Below are 23,942 nucleotides of genomic sequence, written 5' to 3'. Positions count from 1 at the left end.
TCACACCCCCGCCGCCCCCAACAGCGCCCCCACCGCGTACGTCACCCCCATCGCCAGCGCTCCGCCCCCCACGTTGCGCAGCACCGCGCGCCCCGGCGCCGCCGAGCCCAGGCGGGCGCTGCTCCAGCCCGTGACGGTGAGGGCCACCAGGACCGACACGACCGTCACCGGGAGACGCCAGGCCGACGGGGGCAGGACGATGGCAAGCAGGGGGAGCAGGGCGCCGGCGGTGAAGGCGAGGAAGCTCGCCCAGGCCGCGTGCCAGGGGTTGGTGAGGTCGTCGGGGTCGATGCCGAGCTCCACGCGCGCGTGGGCCTTCAGGGCGTCCCGTTCCGTGAGCTGGACGGCGGCCTCCCGGGCCACCTCCCGGGACAGGCCCCGTTCCTCCAGCAGCTCGGTCAGCTCCTCCAGTTCGGCCGCCGGCTGCTCGCGCAGCTCCCGCCGCTCCAGCGCGAGGGCGGCCTTCTCGGAGTCCCGTTGCGTCGACATCGAGACGTACTCCCCCGCCGCCATGGACATCGACCCGGCGAGCAGACCGGCGAGGCCGGCCGTCAACAGCGCCGAGCGGTCGTCCGTCGCGCCGGCCACGCCGACGACGAGGCCCGCGGTGGAGACGATGCCGTCGTTCGCGCCGAGGACGGCGGCGCGCAGCCAGTTCAGCCGGGATCCGAGGGAGCCGTCGTGGGCCTCTGTGTGGGTGGGTTGCGTCACAGGAGGGAGGATGGCACCTCGGGCGTCATGGGCCTCGTACCGACGCTCGTGCGCCTCTACCGCCTAACCGGACGCCGTCGCCCCGCAGTTGCGCGACCACCGGCCGACGAATCGTGCGCATGCGCGCGCGTGGGGCGAACTTCCGTACGGGCCGAAGGGCTTCTGGCGCCCCTGGTCCCGGGGCAGGTGCGGCGAGGTGTCAGTGGTGGCCCGTATCCTCAGTGACCATGCTCGAAGACCACACGACGACAGCGCCGTCCCCCACGGAGTGGCCGACCGCGTACCCCCAGGGGTACGCGGTCGTTGACGTGGAGACCACGGGCCTGGCCCGGGACGACCGGATCATCTCCGCCGCCGTCTACCGGCTGGACGCGCGCGGTGAGGTCGAGGACCACTGGTACACGCTGGTCAACCCGGAGCGCGATCCGGGGCCGGTGTGGATACACGGTCTGACGAGCGAGGTGCTTGAGGGCGCGCCTCTTTTCCAGGACGTCGCCGAGGAGTTCGCGGCACGGCTCGACGGGCGGGTGCTCGTCGCCCACAACGCGGTCTTCGACTGGCAGATGATCGCGCGGGAGTACGCGCGCGCGCAGCGCGAGGCGCCGGTGCGGCAGCGGCTGTGCACCATCGCGCTCTCCAAGGAGCTGGGGCTGCCGCTGCCCAACCACAAGCTGGAGTCGCTGGCGGCCCACTTCGGCGTCGTCCAGCAGCGGGCGCACCATGCGCTCGACGACGCGCGCGTGCTCGCGGAGGCGTTCCGGCCGAGTCTGCGGGCCGCGGCGGCGGGCGGGGTCCGGCTGCCGCTGCTGGAGTGCCGGCCGCTGACGGAGTGGTCGGACCGGCCCGCGCCCCGGATCGGGCAGCAGGCGAGCGGCCCGGGCGGCGGGTACGGCGGCGGGTACGGCGGCTATCGGCCCGGCAGTTGGCGGCCCTCCCGCAAGAGGCCCGCCTGTCCGTATCCCAACCCCGGGCGGTACGAGGACGGCAAAAGACTCAAGCAGGGCATGCGGGTCGCCTTCTCGGGGGACACGTCGGTCGAGCGCGAGCTGCTGGAGGACCGCGCCACGGAGGCGGGGCTGCACGTCGCCACGAGTCTGTCCCGGGTGACCAGCCTGCTGGTCACCAACGACCCCGAATCGGGCACGTCGAAGGTGGTCAAGGCCCGGCAGTTCGGGACGCCCGTCGTGGACGAGGCCGCCTTCGGGCAACTCCTGCGGGACGTGGAGTCGGCCGAGGAGTGACCGTACGTACGGGTGATTGGCGCGCGACTCGCCCGTCGTCCGCTCGCCCGCCCGGGGGCGACGGCCCACCCTGTGGCCCATGGCGAGATGCGAAGTTTGCGGCAATGACTACGGAATGACCTTCGAGGTCCACGCCCAGGGCGCGGTGCACGTCTTCGACTGCTTCTCCTGCGCGATCCACCGTATGGCCCCCATCTGCGAGCACTGCCGGGTCCAGATCATCGGCCAGGGCGTCGAGGTCGAGGGGCACTGGTTCTGCGGCGCGCACTGCGCTCGCGCGGAGGGCAAGGTGGGGATCGTCGACAAGGTGTGAGCCGCCCCCGGAGGTCTCCCTTCCGGTACCCGCCCGAATGCGCCCCACGACCGAGTTGTACGGTCGTGGGGTGTACCGCTTCCTGTTGTCCCGGCAGTGGGTGATCCTCACGCTGGTCGCTCTCCTCCTCATCCCCACGATGATCAGGCTGGGCTTCTGGCAGATGCACCGCTACGACGAGCGCACCGCGCGCAACCAGTTGGTCTCCGACGCGCTCGGGGCCGACCCGGTGCCCGTGGAACAGCTGACCGCCCCGGGGCACACCGTCACCCGCAGCGAGCGGTACCGGAGCGTGACCGCCACGGGCACCTTCGACACCGCGCACGAGGTCGTCGTCAGGCGCCGGGTGAACGCCGACGAGACGGTCGGCTTCCACGTCCTCACGCCGCTCGTCCTGACGGACGGCAAGGTGCTGATGGTCAACCGGGGCTGGATCCCCGCGGACGGTCCGAGTCAGACCGTGTTCCCCAAGGTCCCCGCGCCGCCGAGCGGCCGGACCACCGTCATCGGGCGGCTGATGCCCGACGAGACGACCGCGGCGAGCGGCATCAAGAACCTCAAGGGGCTGCCGGACCGGCAGGTCATGCTGATCAACAGCGAGCAGCAGGCCCAGCGGCTCGGCGCCCAGGTGCTCGGCGGCTACATCGCGCAGACCGCGCCCGAGCCGAAGGGCGACAGCCCCGAGCTGGTCGGGGCGCCCGGCAAGGAGGACGCGGCCCTGAACTACGCGTACGCCATCCAGTGGTGGCTGTTCGCCGCGGGCGTCCCCTTCGGCTGGGTGGTCCAGGCCCGCCGCGAGGCCCGCGACCGGGCCCAGGCGGCAGCGAAGGAAACGGCAGAACAGGCCGAGCCGGCGGCGGTGTAGCGGCCCCCCACTCCCCGCACCGCCGACCGGCCCCGCTGCCGCGAGCGGACGAGGCGACTTGCTCGCACCGGCGGTCCGCCTCCCCCAGCTCCACCGGGCCGCCCCGGCAGGGCCCGCCCGCACGCCGACCGGCCGACCCGCACCGCTGCCGCGAGCGGACGAGGCGACTTGCTCGCACCGGCGGTCCGCCTCCCCCAACACCCCCGGGCCGCCCCGGCAGGGCCAGCCCGCACCGCCGACCGGCCGACCCGCCCCGCTGCCGCGCGCGGACGAGGCTTTCTGCTCGCACCGGCGGTCCGCCTCCCCCAGCTCCCCCTGGCCGCCCCGGCAGGGCCTGACCGCACCGGCCGGGTGGCCCGGCGTCAGCGTCAGCAGCAGCGGTTCTGCGGGTGCTGCTCGCGGTGCAGGCTGCGCAGCACCTGGTACTCCCGCCGGTTCGGCACGGGCGCCAGGGGGTGGTGGCGTCGATGCCGCTCGCAGTAGCGGTCGTACTCCGCCTCCCCGGTCAGCTCCCGCAGGTACCAGCGCACGGCCCGGACCCAGCGCGCGGCGGCCCTCACGACCGGGACTCCACCAGGGGCTCCGCGTCCCGCGCCGGCACGCCGATGCGGGAGGCGACGTACGGCGCCTCGGTCGTCGGGAGCGGAGCCGGGGACCGTACGGCGCGGACGCACACCACCGCCGCGTTCGCGATGACCACGGCGACCAGCAGCAGGAACACGGCGATCAGCACGCCGTCCACGGTGGAGTTGGCGACGACCGTGTGCATGTCGGCCGGGGACTTCGCGGGCGCGAGCACCTGGCCGGCGTCGAGGGCGTCGGCGTACTTCGCGCGCTGGGCGAAGAAGCCGATCCTGGGGTCGTCGGAGAAGATCTTCTGCCAGCCGGCGGTGAAGGTGATCGCGACCACCCAGACCAGCGGGAGGCCGGTCACCCAGGCCCAGCGCAGTCGGCCGGACTTGATCAGCACGGTCGTGCAGACGGTCAGGGCGATGGCGGCCAGCAGTTGGTTGGCGATGCCGAAGAGCGGGAAGAGCTGGTTGATTCCGCCGAGCGGGTCGGTGGCGCCGCTGTACAGGAAGTAGCCCCAGGCGGCGACGACCAGGCCGCTGCACAGCCAGATGCCGGGCTTCCAGTTGACCCGGCCGACGGGCTTCCACACGTTGCCGAGCATGTCCTGGAGCATGAAGCGGCCGACCCGGGTGCCCGCGTCCACCGTGGTCAGGATGAACAGCGCCTCGAACATGATGGCGAAGTGGTACCAGAAGGCCTTCATCGCGGTGCCGCCGAAGATGCCGGAGAAGATCTCCGACATGCCGACGGCGAGGGTGGGCGCGCCGCCGGAGCGGGCGATCAGGGTCTGCTCCTCGACCGCCTTCGCCGCGTGCGTCAGCTGGTCGGGGGTGATGGTGAAGCCGAGGCCCGCGACCGCGTGGGACGCCGACTCGGCCGTCGTGCCCAGCAGTCCGGCCGGTGCGTTCATGGCGTAGTACAGGCCCGGTTCCAGGGTGGCCGCGGCGATCAGCGCCATGATCGCGACGAAGGACTCCATCAGCATCGCGCCGTAGCCGATGAGCCGGACCTGGGACTCCTTCTCGATCAGCTTGGGGGTCGTCCCGGAGGAGACGAGCGCGTGGAAGCCGGAGAGCGCGCCGCACGCGATGGTGATGAAGAGGAAGGGGAAGAGGGAGCCGGCGAAGACCGGGCCGGCTCCCGAGGTCGCGAAGTCGCTGACCGCGTCCGCCCTGAGCACGGGCGCGGCGACGACCACGCCGACCGCCAGCAGCGCGATCGTGCCGATCTTCATGAAGGTGGAGAGGTAGTCGCGCGGGGCGAGGAGCATCCACACGGGCAGGACGGAGGCCACGAAGCCGTAGCCGATCAGGCAGAAGACGAGGGTCGTGGGGCTCAGGGTGAAGGCGTCGGCCAGGGAGGAGTTCTGCACCCAGCTGCCGCCGACGATCGCGAGCAGCAGCAGGGCCACGCCGATGAAGCTCGTCTCGACGACCCGGCCCGGGCGGATGCGGTGCAGCCAGAAGCCCATGAACAGGGCGATGGGCACGGTCATCGCGACCGAGAACGTCCCCCACGGGGAGTGGGCGAGGGCGTTGACGACGACCAGGGCCAGCACGCCCAGCAGGATGATCATGATGGCGAGGACGGCGACGAGGGCGGCGGCGCCGCCCGCCCGGCCGATCTCGTCGCGGGCCAGCTGCCCGAGGGACCTGCCGTCCCGGCGCATCGACAGGAACAGCACCACCATGTCCTGCACGGCGCCGGCGAAGATGACCCCGGCGACGATCCACAGGGTGCCGGGCAGGTAGCCCATCTGGGCCGCGAGCACGGGGCCGACCAGCGGTCCGGCGCCGGCGATCGCGGCGAAGTGGTGGCCGAGCAGCACACGGCGGTCGGTCGGCTGGAAGTCGACGCCGTCCTCGAGGCGTTCGGCGGGCGTGGCCCGGCTGTCGTCCGGCCGCAGCACGCGGCGGGCGATGAAGCGGGAGTAGAAGCGGTAGGCGATCGCGTACGAACCGAGGGCCGCGACCACCAGCCAGACCGCCGAGATCCGCTCGCCCCGGGCGAGGGCGAGGACGCCCCAGGCGACGGCGCCGAGCAGGGCGACGACGGTCCACAGCACGACGGACCTTGGTGATATACGCGACTTTTCCGGCCCCGTCAGGCCGGTTTCGGGCAGGGTGGACGAAGGCATGGCGGCTCCTGGCCTGGGCGGTGCGGCGCACCTCGTGACCCGAGGCACGCCGGGAGATCGGCGTCGGGCGGCTCTCCCGTTCGCCGGTGGTATGTGCAAGAGTTGCCCGCCCGCCGGGAGTGGTTGACAGGGAATTTCCGGCGGATTTCCCGCCGGTTCCTCGTCAACCGAAACGGCCGTCCGCGCAACTAGACCGGTAGGGACAGGCACACCAAGGACGGTGACCCATGGCCGACGGCGCCATGACCACGACGTTCCTCGCCGTGATCGGCGGGGCGTCGCTGCTCGCCGTGACCGCGCGGCGGCTGCGCCCCAGCGACCGGCTGCCCTCCCTGGAGGGCTGGGCGCTGGCCGACCGTTCCCTCGGCCCCGTCTGGACCTGGCTGCTGCTCGGCGGCACGATCTTCACCGCGTACACCTTCACCGCGGTCCCGGGCCTGGCGTACGGCAACGGCGCGCCCGCGTTCTTCGCGGTGCCGTACACGGTGATCGTCTGCCCGCTCGCCTTCGTGCTGCTGAGCCGGCTGTGGAGCGTGGCCCGCAGGAACGGTTACGTCACCGCCGGCGACTTCGTGCGCGGTCGGTACGGGTCGCCGCCGCTGGCCCTGGTGGTGGCGCTGACCGGGATCCTCGCGACGATGCCGTACCTGGCGCTGCAACTGCTCGGGATACGGGCGGTGTTGACCGCCGGGGGCGTGTATCCGCGGGGCGCGGCCGGCGACCTGGTGATGGTGGCGCTGTTCGCGGGGCTGGCGGTGGCCACGTACCGGCACGGGCTGCGGGCGCCCGCGGTGATCTCGGCGCTGAAGGCGGTGGCGGTGTTCGTCTCGCTGACCGCCGTGTGCTGGCTGGTGCTGCGGCGGCTCGGCGGGCCCGGAGCGGTGTTCGACGGTGCGGCGCACCGGCTCGGCGGGACGGACGTGGCGCACTCCGCGCTGGTCCTCTCCCCCGCCCAGCAGCCCGCGTACGCGACGCTCGCGCTGGGTTCCGCGCTGGCGCTGCTGATGTACCCGCATGTGCTGACGGCCGGGTTCGCCGCCGACGGGGAGCGCACCCTGCGCAAGGTCTCGGCGTTGCTGCCCGTGTGGACGGGACTGCTCGCCCTCTTCGGCTTCCTCGGCGTCGCCGCCCTCGCGGCGGGCGTGCGCGCTCCGGACGGGGGCGCCGAGGCGGCCGTCCCGATGCTCGTCGACCGGCTGATGCCCGCTCCGCTCGCCGGGCTGGTGTTCGCCGCGATCACCGTGGGCGCGCTGGTCCCGGCCGCCGTCATGTCGATCGCCGCCGCCACCGGCTTCGTACGCAACGTCTACGTCGAGTACGTCCATCCGACGGCCACGCCCAAGCGGCAGGTGCGCATCGCCAAAGCGGTGTCGCTGACCGCGAAGGCAGGAGCGGTGGCGTTCGTGTTCGGGCTGCGCGACCAGGACGCCGTCAACCTCCAGCTGTTGGGCGGCGTGTGGATCCTGCAGGTGTTCCCGGCCGTGGCCGTGGGGCTGTTCACCGGGCGGCTGCATCCGCGCGCGCTGCTCGCCGGGTGGGCGGCCGGCATGGCGGCCGGGACCTTCCTGGTCGTGCGCGAGGGGTTCTCGTCCATCGTCGGCCTGGGCTTCGGACCGCTGGAGGTCTACGCCGGGCTGGTCGCGCTGCTGCTCAACCTGACCGTCGCGGTGGCCGGCACCGCCGTCCTCGAACGTCTCGGCGTCCCGCGCGGCGCCGACACCACCGACCTGCCCTCCCGCCTGGCCCCCAGGCGGCGCCCCGAGACGGGAGCGAACCACCCGTGAGACGCAGACCCCCGATCCCCGTGCAGGAGCCTCCCGTCGTGCCGCTCACCCCCGTGGCGGGCGACCCGGCCGACCTGGAACGCGAGGCCTCGCTGGCGCGGCTCTTCGAGCTGCACTACTCCTCGATGCTGCGGCTCGCCGTGCTGCTGGGCGCGGACGACCCGGAGAACGTGGTCGCCGAGGCGTACTACCAGATCTACCGCAAGTGGCGTCGGCTGCGGGACGTGGAGGCGGCGGAGGCCTACCTGCGCTCCACCGTCTGCAATCTGACCCGGATGCGGATACGGCACCTCCAGGTCGCCCGCCGGCATGTGGAGAGCCCGCCGGAACTCCCGGACGAGACCGTGGCCTCCGCGGAGAGCACGGCGCTGCTGCGCGACGACCAGCGGGTGCTGATCGACGCCCTCCAGCAGTTGCCGTCCCGGCAGCGCGAGGCGCTCGTGCTGCGGCACTGGCTCGGGCTGAAGGAGAGCGAGATCGCCGCCGCTATGGGCATCTCCTGCGGCTCCGTCAAAACCCACACCTCCCGCGGCCTGGCCGCGCTCACCCAGGCGATGGAGGCCCGGCGATGACCGACACGGACCACACGGACCGCACCGAGCGGGAGCTGCGCGAGGCCCTGGAGGCGCTGGCCGACGGGGTGCGGCCGGCCCCGGACGCCTACCGCACGGCGCGCGGCGAGTGGCTGCGGCGCGAACGACGGCGGCGGCTGGTGCTCGCCGTGCTGATCGCCGTCGTCTTCGCGCTGGCCACGCTGATCGGCCTGTGGGTGCTGAACCAGGCCCCGTCGCACCCGGGCGTCGTCTTCTCGGGCGCCGGTGACGCGGTGAGCCTGTCGTCACCCTCCCGGCCGCACCCCTGATTGCCCCCCGGGTCCGCTGGGAACCCGCACCCCGTGGACCCCCGTATCGAGGACTACGCGCTCATCGGCGACGAACAGACCGCGGCCCTGGTCGGCGTCGACGGTTCCGTCGACTGGCTCTGCCTGCCCCGGTTCGACTCCGGCGCCTGCTTCGCCCGCCTCCTCGGAGGCGACGAGAACGGTCACTGGCGCATCGCCCCCAAGGGCGTGAAGGGCGCCTGCACCCGGCGCGCCTACCGGCCCGACACCCTCGTCCTGGACACCGAGTGGGAGACCGCCGAGGGCGCTGTCCGGGTCACTGACCTGATGCCCCAACGCGACCAGGCCCCCGACGTCGTCCGCATCGTCGAGGGAGTGCGCGGCCGGGTCACCGTCCGCAGCACGCTGCGGCTGCGTTTCGACTACGGCTGGGTCGTGCCCTGGATGCGCCGGGTCGACGGACACCGGGTGGCGATCGCCGGTCCCGACGCGGTCTGGTTCCGCAGCGAGCCGGCCGTGCGCACCTGGGGCGAGGACTTCCGCACCTACTCGGAATTCACCGTCGCCGAGGGCGAGTCGGTCGCGTTCGTGCTGACCTGGCACCCCTCGAACGAGTCCCGGCCGCCGCTCGTCGACCCGTGGGAGGCGCTGCGCACCAGCGTCGAGGACTGGCAGGAGTGGGCCGCCCGCTGCCGCTACGACGGGCCCCACCGGGACGCCGTCGTCCGCTCCCTGATCACCCTCAAGGCCCTCACCTACGCTCCCACCGGCGGCATCGTCGCCGCGCTCACCACCTCCCTGCCGGAGGAGCTGGGCGGGGTGCGCAACTGGGACTACCGCTACTGCTGGCTGCGCGACTCCACCCTCACCCTCGGCGCCCTGCTGGCGGCCGGCTACCAGGAGGAGGCCGAGAACTGGCGCAACTGGCTGCTGCGCGCCGTCGCGGGCGATCCGGCGGACCTGCAGATCATGTACGGGCTGGCGGGCGAGCGCCGGCTGCCCGAGTGCGAACTGCCGTGGCTGTCCGGCTACGGCGGCTCCACGCCCGTGCGCATCGGCAACGGAGCCGTCGACCAGCTGCAACTGGACGTCTACGGCGAGGTGATGGACTCGCTGTCGCTGGCCCGTACCTCGGGCATGTCGCCCAGGCCGCACATGTGGTCGTTGCAGAGCGCGCTGATGAAGTGGCTGGCCGAGAACTGGCGGCAGCCGGACGAGGGCCTGTGGGAGGTGCGCGGCGGCCGGCGTCAGTTCGTGCACTCCAAGGTGATGGTGTGGGTGGCCGCCGACCGGGCCGTCCGCACGCTGGAGGAGTACCCGAAGCTGCGCGGCGACCTGGAGGGCTGGCGGGCCCTGCGCGACGAGGTGCACCGCGAGGTGTGCGAGAAGGGCTACGACCCGCGGCGCAACACCTTCACCCAGTTCTACGGCTCGGCCGACCTGGACGCCTCGCTGCTGCTCATCCCGCGCGTCGGCTTCCTGCCGCCGGACGACCCGCGGGTGGTCGGCACCGTCGACGCGATCCGCGACGAACTCGGGCACGGCGGCCTGGTGCGTCGCTACAGCACCGACGGCGCGCCCGTCGACGGTCTGCCGGGCGACGAGGGCACCTTCCTGGCCTGCTCGTTCTGGCTCGCGGACGCCCTGCACATGACGGGCCGTACGCGGGAGGCGCGGGAGCTGTTCGAACGGCTCGTCGGCCTGGCCAACGACGTGGGGCTGCTGGCGGAGGAGTACGACCCGGTGGCCGGCCGGCACCTGGGCAACTTCCCGCAGGCGTTCAGTCACATCGGCCTGGTGAACACCGCCCTCGCCCTGTACGACGGCGAGGGGGCAGGATAGGGGCCATGGATCTTGGACTGAAGGACCGGGTGTACGTCGTCACCGGGGCCACGCGGGGCCTGGGCAACGCCGCCGCGCGCGAGCTCGTCGCGGACGGCGCGAAGGTCGTGCTCACCGGGCGGGACGAGAAGCGTGTCGCCGACGCCGCGGCCGAGTTGGGGGCGAACGCCGTCGGCGTCGCCGTGGACAACGCCGACGCCGGGGCGGCGGCCCGGCTGATCGCGGCGGCGCGGGAGGCCTTCGGCGGGTTCGACGGGGTGCTGGTGAGCGTGGGCGGTCCGCCGCCCGGGTTCGTCGCGGACAACACCGACGAGCAGTGGGGGGCGGCGTTCGAGTCGGTGTTCCTGGGGGCGGTCCGGCTCGCGCGGACGGCTGCCGCCGAACTGGAGGCGGGCGGCGTCATCGGGTTCGTGCTGTCGGGGTCGGTGCACGAGCCGATTCCCGGGCTGACGATCTCCAACGGGCTGCGGCCGGGGCTGGCCGGGTTCGCGAAGTCGCTCGCCGACGAGCTGGGGCCGCGGGGGATCCGCGTGGTCGGGCTGCTGCCGGCCCGGATCGACACGGATCGCGTGCGCGAGCTGGACGGACTGTCGGCCGACCCCGAGGCCACACGGGCCGCCAACGAGTCCCGCATCCCGTTGCGGCGGTACGGGACCCCGGACGAGTTCGGCCGGGCGGCCGCGTTCCTGCTCTCGCCGGCGGCCTCCTATCTGACGGGGATCATGCTGCCGGTCGACGGCGGGATGCGGCACGGGTTCTGAGCGCGCCCCCGAAGGCTCTCAGCTCACCCTTTCCGCCTTGTGTTTGGCCGCCTTCATCCGCACCCCGGCCGGCAGCGCCTTCAGGGCCGCCGAATCCTTGGCGTGGGTCAGGGCCTGGGTCGTCAGGTGGTCCAGAGTCGTCGCCGGGTCCACATGCGGCTCCAGGAGCAGGTCCACGTGTGCCTCGGGAGCCTCCCTCCGGCCGGTCAGGCGGACGTGGGCGTGGGCGACGCCGTCCATCCGGCCCGCCTCGCCCGCGAGTACGCCCTCCAGGGCGCGGCCCCGCAGCAGGGCGCCCGCGCCGTCGCCCGTGTCGACGAGGAGCTCGCCGAGCCGGCGGCGGCGCAGGACCGCGGTCAGCCACCACAGGGCGAGCAGCACCAGGAGGGCGAGGACCGCGATGACCGTCGGCCACCACCAGGTCTCGTCGCGCCAGCGGGTGCGTTCGGCGGTGGTGAGGAGGCTGTCGTGGGGGCCGTCGTGCAGCCACCAGGACGGCGGGGAGGCGCCCAGGCCGACGGCCAGGACCGCGCCGCCGACGGCGAGCAGGACCAGCCCGACGACGCCGAGGAGCACACGGTTGACGGTGCCGAGCATCGTCCTCACCCCTTCTTCCCGGGTCGCCGCACATGGACCGAGAGCGCGGGCGGCCGGGTCAGGCCCAGGCCGCGGACGGCGTCGGTGAGGACGGCTTCCAGGTCGGCGTGCACGTCGTCGAGGTCGCGGAAGTGGGAGACCACCCGGACGTCGGCCCTGCGGCGGCCGACGCGCACCCGTGCCGACTGCACGCCGGCGATCTCCATGGCCCGGTCGCGCAGCACCAGGGCGGCCGCGCCCCGGTGCAGGCCGGCGCGGACGTCGGGGCGGGGGCGGGTCATCGGCAGGACGTCCCTCAGGCCCGGGGTGACGGCCAGGACGACCAGCCACAGGCCGAGGGCGGCCGCGACCCCGGCGCCGAGCAGTACCCAGCCGTCGTCGAGGGGACGTTCGGCGAGCTGCCGGGCGAGTTCGCGCCGCCAGGCCATGACGGGCCGGTGGGCGCGGACGGCGGCGACGTCGTAGAGGAAGGCGGCCGCGACGACCAGCAGCAGCACCGCGACGACGGCGGCCGGGACGCGGCGCGCCGACCAGAACCGGTGGTTGGCGGGGCTCGTGTCACCGCCCTGCCCCTGGTCGGTGTCCTGCGGGGGCTTCTCCAGAACGGGCAGTGTGCCCTGCAAGCCTCCGGGCTCGCTCATCGCGTCCTCCCGTGTGCCACGCCGGGGGCCGATGTCAGGTGCAGCCGTTCCACCTGGACGGCGACCTCCGGAACCTCCATTCCCACCAACGCGCCTACCCGCTCCGTGACATGACGACGCACCTCATGACAGCGGGCCCCGATGTCGGTCGGGTAGTCGAGCTCCAGGTGGACTCTGACGTGCGCGGCGTCATGGTGGACCAGGACGGTGGCATGCGGGCGTCCGGCGTCCGCGGGCAGGGGGCCCACCGCCTCGCGGGCGGCCTGGGCGGCGATCTTCGCCACGACCCGGTCGGCGATCCGGGTCGCGCCGCGCCCGCCCGGGGGAACGGCTGCCGAGCGTCTGTCCGGGGCGTCGCTCCCCTCGTTCGCCATCGCCGTCGTCATCGCCGTCGTCACCGGCGCCGGTCGTCACGGGTGCGGAAGAAGTCGCCGAGTTCCAGGTCCCCCTCCAGGAACCGGCCGACGACGAAGCCGATGGCGCCCAGTGCCGCCACCAGCACGAAGGCCCCGAACCCGCCGAAGTATCCGGCGAAGCCCAGCGCCATGCCGGCGATCATGCCGACCACAGCCATGTTCAAGGTGCGCTCCCCTCGGCAGTCCTCACTGCCACCTCACTGGATCCGGGGCTCCGGCTCCTCTTCCTCTTCTTCGGGCAGTTTGACGTCGCTCACCGCGATGTTGACCTCGACGACCTCCAGTCCGGTCATCCGCTCCACGGCCGCGATCACGTTCTCGCGGACGTCCCGCGAGACCTCGGTGATCGACACGCCGTAGTCGACGACGATCTCCAGGTCGAGCGCGGTCTGCACCTCGCCGACCTCGGCCTTGACGCCGCGCGTCACGGACTTCGTCCCGCCGGGCACCCGGTCCCGTACGGCGCCGAAGGTGCGGCTCAGGCCGCTGCCCATCGCGTGCACGCCGACGACGTCCCGGGTCGCCAGGCCTGCGATCTTCTCCACGACTCCGTCGGCGATGGTGGTCCGCCCGCGGGTCGCCGGGTCCCCGCCGCCGCGCTTGGCGGAGACCTTGCGGGTCTGCAGCGGGTCGGCGCCGCTGTCAGGGGTCTGCGTCCGGTTCTGCTCCGTTGTCTCGGTCATCGCCGTACGTCCTTACGTCCGGTTTTGTCGTCCCCTCGACCACCGTAAGCGCGGTTGCCCGCCAGCGCGCCAGGAATGCGGCAGGCTGGAGGAATGACGGACGGGTGGACGAGTGCGGTGCGGCGTCAGCTGGGCCTCGGAAGACTGCTCCCCCTGGGTGGGCCGCGCGACGGCGCGTGGATCGCGGAGGGCGCGGCCGGGACGGTGCTGCGCCGGGCGGTGGACGATGTGGCCGGTGTGCGGCTGGGCGCGCTGCGGATCGCGGCGGTGGACCCTGCGGGGAGGTACGAGCCCGCCGTACCGCCGCCGCCGAGCGCGCTGCCGCCCGGACCGCTGCGGGTGACGGCGGAGTTCGCCGCCTCCTCGACCGAGCCGCTGCCGACGACGGCGGCCCGCCTGCGCACGGCCCTGGCGGCGGCCGCGACGGGCCGTCTCGGCCTGGCGGTGTCGGAGGTGGACCTGCGGGTGACGGCCCTGCTGGACGAGGACCCGGTTCCGGAGGCGGCACAGCCCCCTCCCGAGCCGTCGCCCGTCGGGCGGACCCAGCACGGCGACGAGGCACGGGCGACCGTCGCCGCCCTGTCCGTGGCAGGGGTGACCCGTATGACCGACGTCCTCGGCCGGGCGGTGCGCGTCGAGGAACGGCCGCACCCGACCGCCCTGCCGCACCGCCACGCGCGCGTGGAGATCGCGGTGAGCGCCGGCCACCAGGCCCTGGACGTGGCCAGGGAGGTGCGCAGGGCGGTGTCGGAGGCCCTACGGGATCACCCGACGGTGACCGTCGTGGTCACGGCGGTGGAGTGACGGACTGCCGCCGGGACGCGGCTCATTCGCCCACGCCGGCCATGTCCCGCAGACGGCGGCCCTGGGCGGCGCGCTCGGCGGCGCGCTGTTCGTCGTAGGTGCGCTCGCCGACGCCGCGCAGCAGGGCCTTGGTCTCGATGACGGCCTCGCGGGGCGCGGCCAGGATCGCCGCGGCCAGCTCTCGGGTCGTCGTGTCGAGTTCCTCGGCGGGCACGGCGATGTTGGCGAGCCCGGAGCTCACCGCTTCGTCGGCGTGCACGAACCGGCCCGTCAGGCAGATCTCGGCCGCGCGGCCGTAGCCGACCAGCGAGACGAGGGGATGCGTGCCCGTCAGGTCCGGTACGAGGCCCAGGCTGGTCTCCCGCATGGCGAACTGCACGTCGTCGGCGACGACGCGCAGGTCACAGGCGAGGGCCAGCTGGAAGCCCGCGCCGATGGCGTGGCCCTGGACGGCGGCGATGGACACGAGGTCGTTGCGTCGCCACCAGGTGAAGCCCTCCTGGAACCCGGCGATGGCGGCGTCGAGTTCGGCGTCGCCACTGCGCGCGAGATCGATGAAGGACGGCTCGCCCTCGATCCCCTCGGGCGTGAACATCTGCCGGTCGAGCCCCGCGGAGAAGGACTTGCCCTCGCCGCGCAGCACGACCACGCGGACGGAGCCCGGCACCAGTCGCCCGGCCTCGGCGAGTGCCCGCCACATCGCGGGGCTCTGCGCATTGCGCTTGGCCGGATTGACCAGCGTCACCGTGGCGAGCGCGTCGTCGACGGTGAGCCGTACGCCGTCCTTGTCGAGCAGGGGAACGAGTTCCTGGTCGGGCGTGGCCATGGGGTGCCTCCGATGAGTGCGGTCAGCTAGCGGTCAGCTAAATGACTGCACAGTAACCACCCGGCCGATCGAAGGACCGACCGGGTGGCCACCATCGAAGCCGGTGGGCCGCCCGGGGTCAGGACGAGGCGGCCTTCTTGCCTCGTGTCGCCCCGCCACGCCCACGGAGCGTGACGCCCGACTCGCTGAGCATCCGGTGCACGAAGCCATACGAGCGGCCGGTCTCCTCGGCCAGTGCCCGGATGCTCGCACCGGAGTCGTACTTCTTCTTCAGGTCTGCCGCGAGCTTGTCGCGCGCGGCGCCGGTCACCCGGCTGCCCTTCTTCAGAGTCTCGGCCACCCGTGCCTCCTCATGGGAAGTGCGCTCTGGTCTCCTCATGATCACCCCTCCGGGGCGCGATGGCCACCCATTCGGCAAGGTCCGTGGATGAGGGTTTTGACGACAGGAGTGCGTCCCCACAAGTGGAATCCGCGATTCCACCTGGTGGTGTTCGTGGGGCCGAACGGGTTGTTGTGCGAAGCAGCAGGTCAGGGACGCACGACGGCCGACCCCTTGTCGACAAAGGGATCGGCCGCGAAATCCGTGTAGGACACACCTCGATACGAGGAGATCTCACACAGATGATGGATCACCGGTGGGCCGAATGATCCAGAGGAATGATCCGGAACCATGGATCACGCTCTCGATCAGGCCAGAGCGACCAGATCCGCGTAGTCGGAGCCCCACAGATCCTCGACGCCGTCGGGCAGCAGGATGATCCGCTCGGGCTGCAGCGCCTCCACGGCGCCCTCGTCGTGGGTGACGAGGACGACCGCGCCCTTGTAGGTACGCAGCGCGCCGAGGATCTCCTCACGGCTGGCCGGGTCGAGGTTGTTGGTGGGCTCGTCGAGCAGCAGCACGTTGGCCGAGGAGACCACGAGGGTGGCGAGGGCCAGCCGGGTCTTCTCGCCGCCGGACAGGACACCGGCCGGCTTGTCGACGTCGTCGCCGGAGAACAGGAACGAGCCGAGCGTCTTGCGGACCTCGACCAGGTCCAGGTCGGGATTGGCGGAGCGCATGTTCTCCAGGACCGAGCGCTCGGGGTCGAGGGTCTCGTGCTCCTGGGCGTAGTAGCCGAGCTTGAGGCCGTGCCCGGGGACGACCTCGCCGGTGTCGGGCGTCTCCACCCCGCCCAGCAGCCGCAGCAGGGTCGTCTTGCCGGCGCCGTTGAGGCCGAGGATGACGACCCGGGAGCCCTTGTCGATGGCCAGGTCGACATCGGTGAAGATCTCCAGCGAGCCGTACGACTTCGACAGGCCCTCGGCCATCAGCGGCGTCTTGCCGCAGGGCGCGGGCTCCGGGAAGCGGAGCTTGGCGACCTTGTCGGAGACGCGGACCGCCTCCAGGCCGGCGAGCAGCCGGTCGGCGCGCTTGGCCATGTTCTGCGCCGCGACCGTCTTGGTGGCCTTGGCGCGCATCTTGTCGGCCTGCGAGTGCAGCGCCTGGGCCTTCTTCTCGGCGTTCTGCCGCTCGCGCTTGCGGCGCTTCTCGTCGGCCTCGCGCTGCTGCTGGTACAGCTTCCAGCCCATGTTGTAGACGTCGATCTGGGAGCGGTTGGCGTCCAGGTAGAACACCTTGTTGACGACCGTCTCGACCAGGTCGACGTCGTGGCTGATGACGATGAAGCCGCCGCGGTAGGTCTTGAGGTAGTCGCGCAGCCAGACGATCGAGTCGGCGTCGAGGTGGTTCGTCGGCTCGTCGAGGAGCAGGGTGTCCGCGTCGGAGAACAGGATGCGGGCCAGTTCCACACGGCGACGCTGACCGCCGGAGAGCGTGTGCAGGGGCTGGCCGAGCACCCGGTCGGGCAGGTTGAGCGCGGCGGCGATGGTCGCGGCCTCGGCCTCGGCGGCGTACCCGCCCTTGGTGAGGAACTCCGTCTCCTGGCGCTCGTACTGACGCATCGCCTTGTCGCGGGTGGCGCCCGAGCCGTTGGCGATCCGCTGTTCGTTCTCGCGCATCTTGCGGATCAGGACGTCCAGGCCGCGCGCGGAGAGGATGCGGTCGCGGGCGAGGACGTCGAGGTCGCCGGTGCGGGGGTCCTGCGGGAGGTAGCCGACCTCGCCGGAGCGGGTGACCTGGCCGCCGGCCGGGATGCCCTCACCGGCCAGGACCTTGGTCAGCGTGGTCTTGCCGGCGCCGTTGCGCCCGACCAGACCGATGCGGTCGCCCTTGGCTACGCGGAAGGAGGCGTTCTCGATGAGGATGCGGGCACCGGCGCGCAGCTCGATGCCGGAGGCGGAGATCACGGACAGACTCCTGTGCGGGGTCGTTGGCGGGATGGGCGGCTGAGGACGTTCCCGCCGTCTAATGCGCGAGGAGAATGGCCATGAGGCCAGTCTAACGGGACCGTGCAAGCACTTTTTCTGTGTTCGGGTGTTCGATCTCCGCGCGCGGGTGTGCGATTCGTCGCCTCCGCGCACCCCGGGCGTCCCGGCCGAGGGCCGTTGTCAGTGGTCGCTGCAAGACTTGACCGCGTACGGCATCTCCGGCAGTGATCACAAGGGAGTGATCGGTATGGCAGGCACGAACAGCGGACGACCGAGCATCTATCCGACGGTGTTGTACGCCGACGCGAAGGCGGCGATCCGTCAGCTCACGGAGGCCCTGGGCTTCACCGAACTGTCCGTGTACGAGGGGGAGGACGGCGCGGTGATGCACGCCGAGCTGGTGCAGGGCAACGGCGCGGTGATGCTCGGCTCGAAGGGCCGCGGCGGGGTCTTCGACACGGCGATGAAGGGCGCGGGCCCGGCCGGGGTGTACGTCGTGGTGGACGACGTGGACGCACACCACCGGCGGGCCGTGGAACACGGTGCGGAGATCCTGATGCCCCCGACGGACCAGGACTACGGCTCCCGGGACTACATGGCCCGGGACATCGAGGGCAACCTCTGGAGCTTCGGCACGTACGCGCCCGAGATACAGGGCTGACGCCCGCCGAGGCCGGGGCACCGGGGGCTCAGCTGCCCCCGGTGTGCACCTGGAAGGCGGCCCGGCGGACGGCCTTGGCCAGCGCCGGGTCGGGGTGCGCGGCGGCGAGCGCCACCAGCACCTGCACGGTGCGCGGGTGTCCCACGGCCCGCACCTCGGTCAGCAGGGCGGGCACGGTCGGCTGCAGCGCGGACTCCAGGTGGCGTACGAGCATCGGCGCCTCGCCGTGGTCGGCGACGGCCGCGGCGGTGTCGACCCACAGCCAGGTGGCCTCCTCCCGGGTGAGCACCTCGTGGGCGTCCTCCGGGTCGATGCCGTCGTGCTCGGCGAGCCACAGCAGCGCGTACGGCCGCAGCGCCGGCTCCTCGACGACCGCGCGGACGTCGGGCTCGGCGGGGGCGCCGACGACGCGCAGCGCCTCGAAGGCGAGGCCGCGCAGCAGGGCGTCGTCCCCGCGGGCGGCGAGCAGCAGCTCGGTGACGGCGCTGCCGACGGTCCGGGCGGCGAGCCAGGCGCGGTACTCGGCGCGGGCCGCGTTCGGGCGGAGCTGGGCGCAGCCGCGGAGCATGCCCTCGGCCGACTGCTCGATGTTCCCGGCGGGGCTCTGCGCGGCGACGCAGATCTGCTCCAGCTTGACCCAGACCGCCCAGCTGCCCAGCGGGGTCAGCGTGGCCTGTCCGGCGCCGTAGGTGAGGGCGCCCACCGAGGCGAGGGCGTGCAGGGCCCAGTCGAGGAGGGGGGCGAGTTCGGCGTCCTGGGCGGGCTCCGCCGGGTCGGCCTCGACGGCAGGGACCGGCGCGAGGGGCGTCGCGGGTTCGGAGCCGGCCCCGTAGGGGACCTCGCAGCGCTCGGTGCGCAGTTCGGTGACGCGCTGGCGCAGCAGGTCCAGGAGCTGCTCGACGGGGACGGGCCCGGCGGACAGCTGGAGGAAGGAGAGCACCTGCGGCATGGCCGAGACGACCTCGGCGACGGCGGCGGCCTCCTGCTCCCCGGGTTCCGGGGAGGCGAGCGACCAGGCGTCGAACAGGGCGACCCAGCCGCGCAGGACGGCGCTGTCGTCGCGGTCCCAGGCGCGCAGCCGCCAGCCGGGGCGGGCGCTGTCGCCGTGCACCTCGACGAGGCCGGCCAGGCGGGCGGTGTCCCAGTCGGCGCGGATCCGGTCCGTGGTCAGGCCCAGATCACTGGCCGCCCGTTCGGCGGTCGCGTCGGAGAGGGTGGCCTTGCCGTCGGTGGTCGCGGCGTCTCGGCCGGGTCCGAGGGCGTTGTCGGCCCAGCGGGCGACGCGGGCCGCGGCGGCCAGTCCGGAGCGCGCCATTCTGGCCAGCTCCGCGGGGGCCGGGGTGCCCTCCGGCGGGCGGGGTGCGGGGCGGCGCGGGCGCCGCTCGTTCACAGCTGAGGGGGCGGCGGCCAGGGGTCGCGGGCGGACGAGTCGAAGCCTGGAGTCGCGCGGGATACGGGACGTCACGGGTGCAGTCTTCCGGTTGACGGTCCGAAAACCCAAACGGAATGTCACGGCGGGCTACGGGACTGGCCAACGCACGGGGTTCCGCGAAGGGCGAGGAGACGTGTTCAGGCCAGTGGTACGGGCTTAAACGGAACGGTCGCGACCGGTCCGGGCGGCCCTGTCACGGGCTCACATGAGGGGGGTGAGGAAGCGGCGCAGGGCCTCCTCGTAGGCCGCGGGGTCGGCGTTCCACATGGCGCTGTGCGGGGCGAGCGGGACGGTGTGCAGGGCCACCAGGTCGGGGCGGCGGGCCGCGAGGCGGCGGGAGGCGCCCCAGGGGGCGACGGTGTCGTCGGGACCGTGCAGGATCAGGGTCGGGACGGTCAGCCGGGCCGGGTCGGCGGCCGTGTCGCCGTCGTCGCCGCGACCGCCGTGCAGACCGGTGCGGCCCTCGGCGGCGCGGACGGCGAGCGGCAGCAGCGGGCCGGGGGTGTGCCGGGCGGCGGCGAGGGCGCGCAGGGTCGTCCGCCAGTCCAGGACCGGGGAGTCCAGCACGAGCCCCGAGACGAGGTCGCGCAGCCCCGAGTCGGCGGCGGCGCGCAGGGCCATGGTGGCGCCGGTGGACCAGCCGAGCAGGACGACGCGTTCGGCGCCGTAGCGCACGGCGTACCGCATCGCCGCGTCCACGTCGCGCCACTCGGTCGCGCCGAGGTGGTTCAGCCCGTCCGGGGAACGGGGCGCGCCGACGTCGCCGCGGTAGGCGAGGGCGAGCACGGGGAAGCGGCGGCGGTGCAGGAAGCCCATGACGTTCAGGGCGAGTTCCCGGGTGGCGCCCAGGCCGTGCACGGCGATCACCCAGGTGCGCCGGGCGCCGGGGACGAACCACGCGGGCAGGTTGCCCAGTTCGCCGGGCACGTCGATGTCGGCGTGGTCGAGGCCGAGAGCGCTGCCGGGATCGCCGACGTACAGATTCGGGGTGAGCCAGACCGCGTCGCCGGGGTTCAGCGTGCCGTGGGTGATGCGTTCCAGGCGGCGTACGACGGTGTCGGCGGAGTGCGGGGCGGCGGGCAGGACGGCGCCGACGACCGCGTGGGAGCCGTTGCCGGAGAGGCCGTGGGCGCCGGGGCGCAGGGCGGCCAGATCGCGGGTGAGGGTGATCTGGCCGGCTGCCGTGCCGTGCACCGTGAGCCGGGGTTCGGTGGGCAGGGGCCGGCCGGGCGGCGCCTTCAGCGCGGCGTCGCTGGCGAACCGGCCGGCGGCGACACTGGCGGCGCCGGCGGCCAGGGCTGCGGTGACGGCGGCGGCCGTCGCTTTGACAGTGCGCACCCGTCCAGTGTCCCGGCCATCCTGGCGACGAGCCAGTGGAGCTCACCCGCGACGGGACGGAGGCCGCTGCCCGTACGCCCGCAGCCGCTCCCCCGCCTCCGCGACCTGTTCCTCCGTCAGGAGGGTGGGATTCCGGCCGGGCAGCGACGAGGCCGTCAGCCACAGCCGGCACATCCACTCCAGCTGGGCGGTGCGGTCGTAGGCCTGGTCGAGGGTGACGCCGTAGGTGAGGGTGCCGTGGTTCTGGAGGAGGCAGCCGGTGCGGTCGGCGAGGGCCAGGAGCATGTTCTCGGCCAACTCCTCGGTGCCGTACGTCGCATAGGGGGCGACCCGGACGGCGCCGCCGAGCGCGCCCGCCATGTAGTGGACGAGGGGGAGCTCGCCGACGAGGGTGGAGACGGCCGTGGCGTGCACGGCGTGGGTGTGGACGACCGCACCGGCGTCGGTGGCGTGGTAGACGGCGAGGTGCATGGGCAGTTCACTCGTCGGGACCAGGGCGCCGAGCACCTGCCGGCCGGTCAGGTCGACGCCCGTGACGTCGTCCGGGGTGAGCCGGTCGTAGGGCACGCCCGACGGGGTGACCAGCACGGTGTCGCCGACGCGCACGGAGACGTTGCCGGAGGTGCCGACCACGAGGCCGTCGCTCACCGTGCGGCGGGCCGTCGCCACCAGCGCCTCCCAGGCCCGCGCCTGGGCCGCACTCCAGATGCCGTCCCGCGCGTCCCGGGACTCCCGCCCGTCGCGCCGCTGCTCAGCCATGCCCCGATCCTGCCAGGGGACGGCACGACAGTCCGGCAAGGCGTGCACTGTAGGCCGGAAGCCGGTCCTCCGAAAGACCGCATATCGGCATACATCACTCTCTTGAGGCGATTGGCCGGAGATCGACCGTCATACACCGATCCCAGCGGATCTCCCCCTAACCTCTGGGTGGTTTTCGTGCACGCCGCCATTTCCGGGGGGACTCATGGCCCGCGCCCACACACCGCCCTCACTCACGTCGTCGCCCTCACCCACGTCGCCGCCCTCACCCACGTCGCTGCCCTCGCCCAGGTCGCGTCGCCGCGGCCTCGCCCTGGCGGCCTGCCTCCTGGCGCTCGCCGCGGCGGGTACCGCGCTCGCGACGGCGCCCGCCCGCGCGGCGGAGCCGCCGAAGGGGCACGACGTCTCGTCCCGCCAGAAGTCCGTCGACTGGACGAAGGCGCAGGCCGCGGGGGCGAGCTTCGTCTACGTCAAAGCGACCGAGTCCACCGGATACCGCAACCCCTACTTCGGAGCGCAGTACGAGGGCGCCGGCGCCGCCGGACTGCTCCGCGGCGCGTACCACTTCGCGCTGCCCGACCAGGGCTCGGGCACGGCGCAGGCCGATCACTTCGTGCACAACGGCGGCGCCTGGAGCCCGGACGGCCGGACCCTGCCGCCCGCCCTGGACATCGAGTACAACCCGTACGACAGCGGGCGCACGTGTTACGGGCTGGGCCGAGCGGAGATGGTCGCCTGGATCAGGGCCTTCAGCGACGAGGTGCGCCGCCTCACCGGCCGTCGCCCGGTGATCTACACGACGACCCACTGGTGGAACCTCTGCACGGGCGGCAGCGGCGCCTTCGCCGCGGATCATGCCCTGTGGATCGCCCGTTACGGCTCGGCCGACGCGGGGGTGCTGCCGGCCGGCTGGTCGGCGTGGACCTTCTGGCAGTACGCCGACAGCGGGAGCCTGCCGGGTGACCAGAATCTCTTCAACGGCTCCGCGACCCAGCTGGAGCGGCTCGCGGCGGGCCAGTAGCCGCCAAGACCCCACTCACACCCCGATATCAGACACCCTGACGCCCACCCCAGTTCATCTTCCGTTCACCCAGGTTTCCTACGGTCAACCGACCGATGACTTCGAACGATTGCCTGGGTAAATGGAAAACTTCTCGCTGATCCTCGCGATTGTGGTGGTAACCGCACTCGCGTTTGATTTCACGAACGGTTTTCATGACACCGCCAACGCGATGGCCACGACCATCTCGACCGGTGCGCTCAAGCCCAAGGTCGCGGTGGCCATGTCCGCCGCGCTCAACCTGGTGGGCGCCTTCCTCTCCGTGGAGGTCGCCAACACGATCTCCAAGGGTCTCGTCGACGAGACCGGCATCCGTCCCGAGGTCATCTTCGCCGCGTTGGTCGGCGCGATCCTCTGGAACCTGCTGACCTGGCTGGTGGGCCTGCCCTCCAGCTCCTCCCACGCCCTCATGGGCGGTCTGATCGGCGCCACCATCGCCTCGGCGGGCTTCGACGCGGTGCACGGCGACGCGCTGGTCACCAAGGTCCTCATCCCGGCGATCGCGGCCCCGATCGTCGCGGGCGTCGCCGCGTTGCTCGCGACCCGCCTCTCCTACACCCTCGGCAAGAAGGCCGACGGCAAGGCGGCCGAGAAGGGCTACCGCGCCGGCCAGATCGCCTCGGCCGGCCTGGTCTCCCTGGCCCACGGCACCAACGACGCGCAGAAGACGATGGGCATCATCACCCTCGCCCTGGTCGCCGGCGGCGCCGTGGCGCCCGACTCCGACCCGCCGGTCTGGGTCATCCTCTCCGCCGGCCTGGCCATCGCGCTCGGCACCTACCTCGGCGGCTGGCGCATCATCCGCACCATGGGCAAGGGCCTGACCGACCTGCAGCCGCAGCAGGGCTTCGCCGCCCAGACCAGCGCGGCCACGGTCATCCTGGCCTCCTCCCACCTCGGCTTCTCCCTCTCCACCACCCACTCGGTCTCCGGTGCGGTGATGGGCGCGGGCCTGGGCCGCAAGGGCGGCGTGGTCCGCTGGTCCACGGCGACCCGCATGTTCGTGGCCTGGGGCCTGACGCTCCCGGCGGCGGCGCTGGTGGGCGCGCTGGCCGAGTCGGTCACGGACCTGGGCGACTGGGGCACGGCGGTCGTGGCCGTCTTCCTGGTGGCCTCCAGCGCGGCGATCTGGAAGATCTCGCGGCGTGAGGTCGTCGACGCGTCGAACGTCAACGAGCCCGAGGAGTCGCCCGGCGTGATCACCACGGCGATCGCGGCGGTGACCCCGCCTCCGACGGGCACGGTGACCGAGGACCTGACGGCCACGATCCCGTCCCCGGCGACCGCGACCGCGCCCACCGAGCCCGCCACTCCCCCGGCCGCGGCCGTCTGAGCCCGCGCACCCGGTAC

The 23,942-nt window shown here is 73.0% G+C and carries 26 protein-coding genes; 12 read left to right on the top strand and 14 right to left on the bottom strand.

Going from position 1 to position 23,942, the window contains the following annotated elements; all coding sequences use genetic code 11:
- Complete coding sequence (locus ACIBAF_RS20145) at positions 1-711, bottom strand: VIT family protein (RefSeq protein ID WP_399464562.1); 711 nt, start codon at positions 709-711, stop codon at positions 1-3.
- Between the two features lie 227 nt (positions 712-938).
- Here ACIBAF_RS20145 and ACIBAF_RS20140 point away from each other — a divergent pair, with 227 nt between their 5' ends.
- The 3 genes from ACIBAF_RS20140 to ACIBAF_RS20130 all read left to right on the top strand — a co-directional run bounded on the left by ACIBAF_RS20140 (position 939) and on the right by ACIBAF_RS20130 (position 3,130).
- Complete coding sequence (locus ACIBAF_RS20140) at positions 939-1,952, top strand: DEDDh family exonuclease (RefSeq protein ID WP_399464561.1); 1,014 nt, start codon at positions 939-941, stop codon at positions 1,950-1,952.
- A 79-nt stretch (positions 1,953-2,031) separates the two neighbouring features.
- A complete protein-coding gene (locus tag ACIBAF_RS20135) occupies positions 2,032-2,265 on the top strand; it encodes a hypothetical protein (RefSeq protein ID WP_327314146.1) in 234 nt (77 codons plus the stop codon).
- Between the two features lie 70 nt (positions 2,266-2,335).
- Positions 2,336-3,130, top strand: a complete 795-nt coding sequence (locus ACIBAF_RS20130) for an SURF1 family protein (protein WP_399464560.1) — start codon at positions 2,336-2,338, stop codon at positions 3,128-3,130.
- Positions 3,131-3,498: 368 nt separating this feature from the next.
- Here ACIBAF_RS20130 and ACIBAF_RS20125 read toward each other — a convergent pair whose 3' ends face one another.
- Positions 3,499-3,690, bottom strand: a complete 192-nt coding sequence (locus tag ACIBAF_RS20125; RefSeq protein WP_399464559.1) for a YbdD/YjiX family protein — start codon at positions 3,688-3,690, stop codon at positions 3,499-3,501.
- The gene (locus tag ACIBAF_RS20120) at positions 3,687-5,840 is read right to left on the bottom strand and encodes a carbon starvation CstA family protein (protein WP_399464558.1); all 2,154 of its coding nucleotides are present in this window, start codon (positions 5,838-5,840) and stop codon (positions 3,687-3,689) included. The genes ACIBAF_RS20125 and ACIBAF_RS20120 overlap by 4 nt, the downstream gene beginning before the upstream one ends.
- A gap of 227 nt (positions 5,841-6,067) precedes the next feature.
- Here ACIBAF_RS20120 and ACIBAF_RS20115 point away from each other — a divergent pair, with 227 nt between their 5' ends.
- From ACIBAF_RS20115 to ACIBAF_RS20095, 5 genes are read left to right on the top strand one after another with little or no spacing between them, the layout of a single operon-like run.
- Entirely contained in the window at positions 6,068-7,624 is a 1,557-nt protein-coding gene (locus ACIBAF_RS20115; RefSeq protein WP_399464557.1) for a sodium:solute symporter, read from the top strand.
- Positions 7,621-8,196, top strand: coding sequence for an RNA polymerase sigma factor (locus ACIBAF_RS20110; RefSeq protein WP_399464556.1), 576 nt, complete (start codon positions 7,621-7,623; stop codon positions 8,194-8,196). Before ACIBAF_RS20115 ends, ACIBAF_RS20110 begins: the two co-directional genes overlap by 4 nt.
- A complete protein-coding gene (locus tag ACIBAF_RS20105; protein WP_399464555.1) occupies positions 8,193-8,486 on the top strand; it encodes a hypothetical protein in 294 nt (97 codons plus the stop codon). The genes ACIBAF_RS20110 and ACIBAF_RS20105 overlap by 4 nt, the downstream gene beginning before the upstream one ends.
- 33 nt (positions 8,487-8,519) lie before the next feature.
- On the top strand, positions 8,520-10,307 hold the full coding sequence (locus tag ACIBAF_RS20100; protein WP_399464554.1) for a glycoside hydrolase family 15 protein: 1,788 nt from the start codon (positions 8,520-8,522) through the stop codon (positions 10,305-10,307).
- 5 nt (positions 10,308-10,312) lie between these two features.
- Positions 10,313-11,068, top strand: coding sequence for an SDR family oxidoreductase (locus ACIBAF_RS20095; RefSeq protein ID WP_399464553.1), 756 nt, complete (start codon positions 10,313-10,315; stop codon positions 11,066-11,068).
- 18 nt (positions 11,069-11,086) lie between these two features.
- Here the strand turns inward: ACIBAF_RS20095 and amaP are convergent, their stop codons facing one another.
- From amaP to ACIBAF_RS20070, 5 genes are read right to left on the bottom strand one after another with little or no spacing between them, the layout of a single operon-like run.
- Positions 11,087-11,665: an alkaline shock response membrane anchor protein AmaP gene (gene amaP / locus ACIBAF_RS20090; protein WP_399464552.1), complete on the bottom strand. Its 579-nt coding sequence runs from the start codon at positions 11,663-11,665 to the stop codon at positions 11,087-11,089.
- 5 nt (positions 11,666-11,670) lie between these two features.
- A complete protein-coding gene (locus ACIBAF_RS20085; protein WP_399464551.1) occupies positions 11,671-12,306 on the bottom strand; it encodes a DUF6286 domain-containing protein in 636 nt (211 codons plus the stop codon).
- On the bottom strand, positions 12,303-12,692 hold the full coding sequence (locus ACIBAF_RS20080; protein WP_399464593.1) for an Asp23/Gls24 family envelope stress response protein: 390 nt from the start codon (positions 12,690-12,692) through the stop codon (positions 12,303-12,305). Before ACIBAF_RS20080 ends, ACIBAF_RS20085 begins: the two co-directional genes overlap by 4 nt.
- 8 nt (positions 12,693-12,700) lie before the next feature.
- Positions 12,701-12,886, bottom strand: a complete 186-nt coding sequence (locus tag ACIBAF_RS20075) for a hypothetical protein (protein WP_399464550.1) — start codon at positions 12,884-12,886, stop codon at positions 12,701-12,703.
- 33 nt (positions 12,887-12,919) lie between these two features.
- On the bottom strand, positions 12,920-13,405 hold the full coding sequence (locus ACIBAF_RS20070; RefSeq protein ID WP_399464549.1) for an Asp23/Gls24 family envelope stress response protein: 486 nt from the start codon (positions 13,403-13,405) through the stop codon (positions 12,920-12,922).
- Positions 13,406-13,498: 93 nt separating this feature from the next.
- Between ACIBAF_RS20070 and ACIBAF_RS20065 the strand changes: the two genes are divergently transcribed.
- Positions 13,499-14,209 (top strand): nucleopolyhedrovirus P10 family protein, encoded by a 711-nt coding sequence (locus ACIBAF_RS20065; protein WP_399464548.1) that lies wholly within the window; start codon positions 13,499-13,501, stop codon positions 14,207-14,209.
- Positions 14,210-14,231: 22 nt separating this feature from the next.
- Here ACIBAF_RS20065 and ACIBAF_RS20060 read toward each other — a convergent pair whose 3' ends face one another.
- From ACIBAF_RS20060 to ACIBAF_RS20050, 3 genes are all read right to left on the bottom strand, one after another.
- Positions 14,232-15,035: an enoyl-CoA hydratase/isomerase family protein gene (locus ACIBAF_RS20060; protein ID WP_399464547.1), complete on the bottom strand. Its 804-nt coding sequence runs from the start codon at positions 15,033-15,035 to the stop codon at positions 14,232-14,234.
- A gap of 118 nt (positions 15,036-15,153) precedes the next feature.
- Complete coding sequence (locus ACIBAF_RS20055) at positions 15,154-15,375, bottom strand: helix-turn-helix domain-containing protein (RefSeq protein WP_004002281.1); 222 nt, start codon at positions 15,373-15,375, stop codon at positions 15,154-15,156.
- A 347-nt stretch (positions 15,376-15,722) separates the two neighbouring features.
- Positions 15,723-17,321, bottom strand: coding sequence for an ABC-F family ATP-binding cassette domain-containing protein (locus ACIBAF_RS20050; RefSeq protein WP_399464546.1), 1,599 nt, complete (start codon positions 17,319-17,321; stop codon positions 15,723-15,725).
- Positions 17,322-17,589: 268 nt separating this feature from the next.
- On the opposite strand from ACIBAF_RS20050, the gene ACIBAF_RS20045 reads away from it, so the two are divergent.
- Positions 17,590-18,003 (top strand): VOC family protein, encoded by a 414-nt coding sequence (locus ACIBAF_RS20045; protein ID WP_399464545.1) that lies wholly within the window; start codon positions 17,590-17,592, stop codon positions 18,001-18,003.
- Positions 18,004-18,031: 28 nt separating this feature from the next.
- On the opposite strand, the gene ACIBAF_RS20040 is transcribed toward ACIBAF_RS20045, so the two are convergent.
- From ACIBAF_RS20040 to ACIBAF_RS20030, 3 genes are all read right to left on the bottom strand, one after another.
- A complete protein-coding gene (locus tag ACIBAF_RS20040) occupies positions 18,032-19,468 on the bottom strand; it encodes a hypothetical protein (protein ID WP_399464544.1) in 1,437 nt (478 codons plus the stop codon).
- 168 nt (positions 19,469-19,636) lie between these two features.
- Positions 19,637-20,773 (bottom strand): alpha/beta hydrolase, encoded by a 1,137-nt coding sequence (locus ACIBAF_RS20035; RefSeq protein ID WP_399464543.1) that lies wholly within the window; start codon positions 20,771-20,773, stop codon positions 19,637-19,639.
- A 42-nt stretch (positions 20,774-20,815) separates the two neighbouring features.
- Positions 20,816-21,532, bottom strand: coding sequence for a class II aldolase/adducin family protein (locus tag ACIBAF_RS20030; RefSeq protein ID WP_399464542.1), 717 nt, complete (start codon positions 21,530-21,532; stop codon positions 20,816-20,818).
- 205 nt (positions 21,533-21,737) lie between these two features.
- On the opposite strand from ACIBAF_RS20030, the gene ACIBAF_RS20025 reads away from it, so the two are divergent.
- Together ACIBAF_RS20025 and ACIBAF_RS20020 are read left to right on the top strand one after the other, a co-directional pair.
- The gene (locus tag ACIBAF_RS20025) at positions 21,738-22,553 is read left to right on the top strand and encodes a lysozyme (RefSeq protein WP_399464541.1); all 816 of its coding nucleotides are present in this window, start codon (positions 21,738-21,740) and stop codon (positions 22,551-22,553) included.
- 121 nt (positions 22,554-22,674) lie between these two features.
- Complete coding sequence (locus ACIBAF_RS20020) at positions 22,675-23,925, top strand: anion permease (RefSeq protein WP_399464540.1); 1,251 nt, start codon at positions 22,675-22,677, stop codon at positions 23,923-23,925.
- Positions 23,926-23,942: the final 17 nt, after the last annotated feature.

This window comes from Streptomyces sp. NPDC051677 (assembly GCF_044453465.1).
In the GTDB taxonomy this organism is placed as follows: domain Bacteria; phylum Actinomycetota; class Actinomycetes; order Streptomycetales; family Streptomycetaceae; genus Streptomyces.
This window is presented reverse-complemented; position numbering and strand designations above follow the sequence as displayed.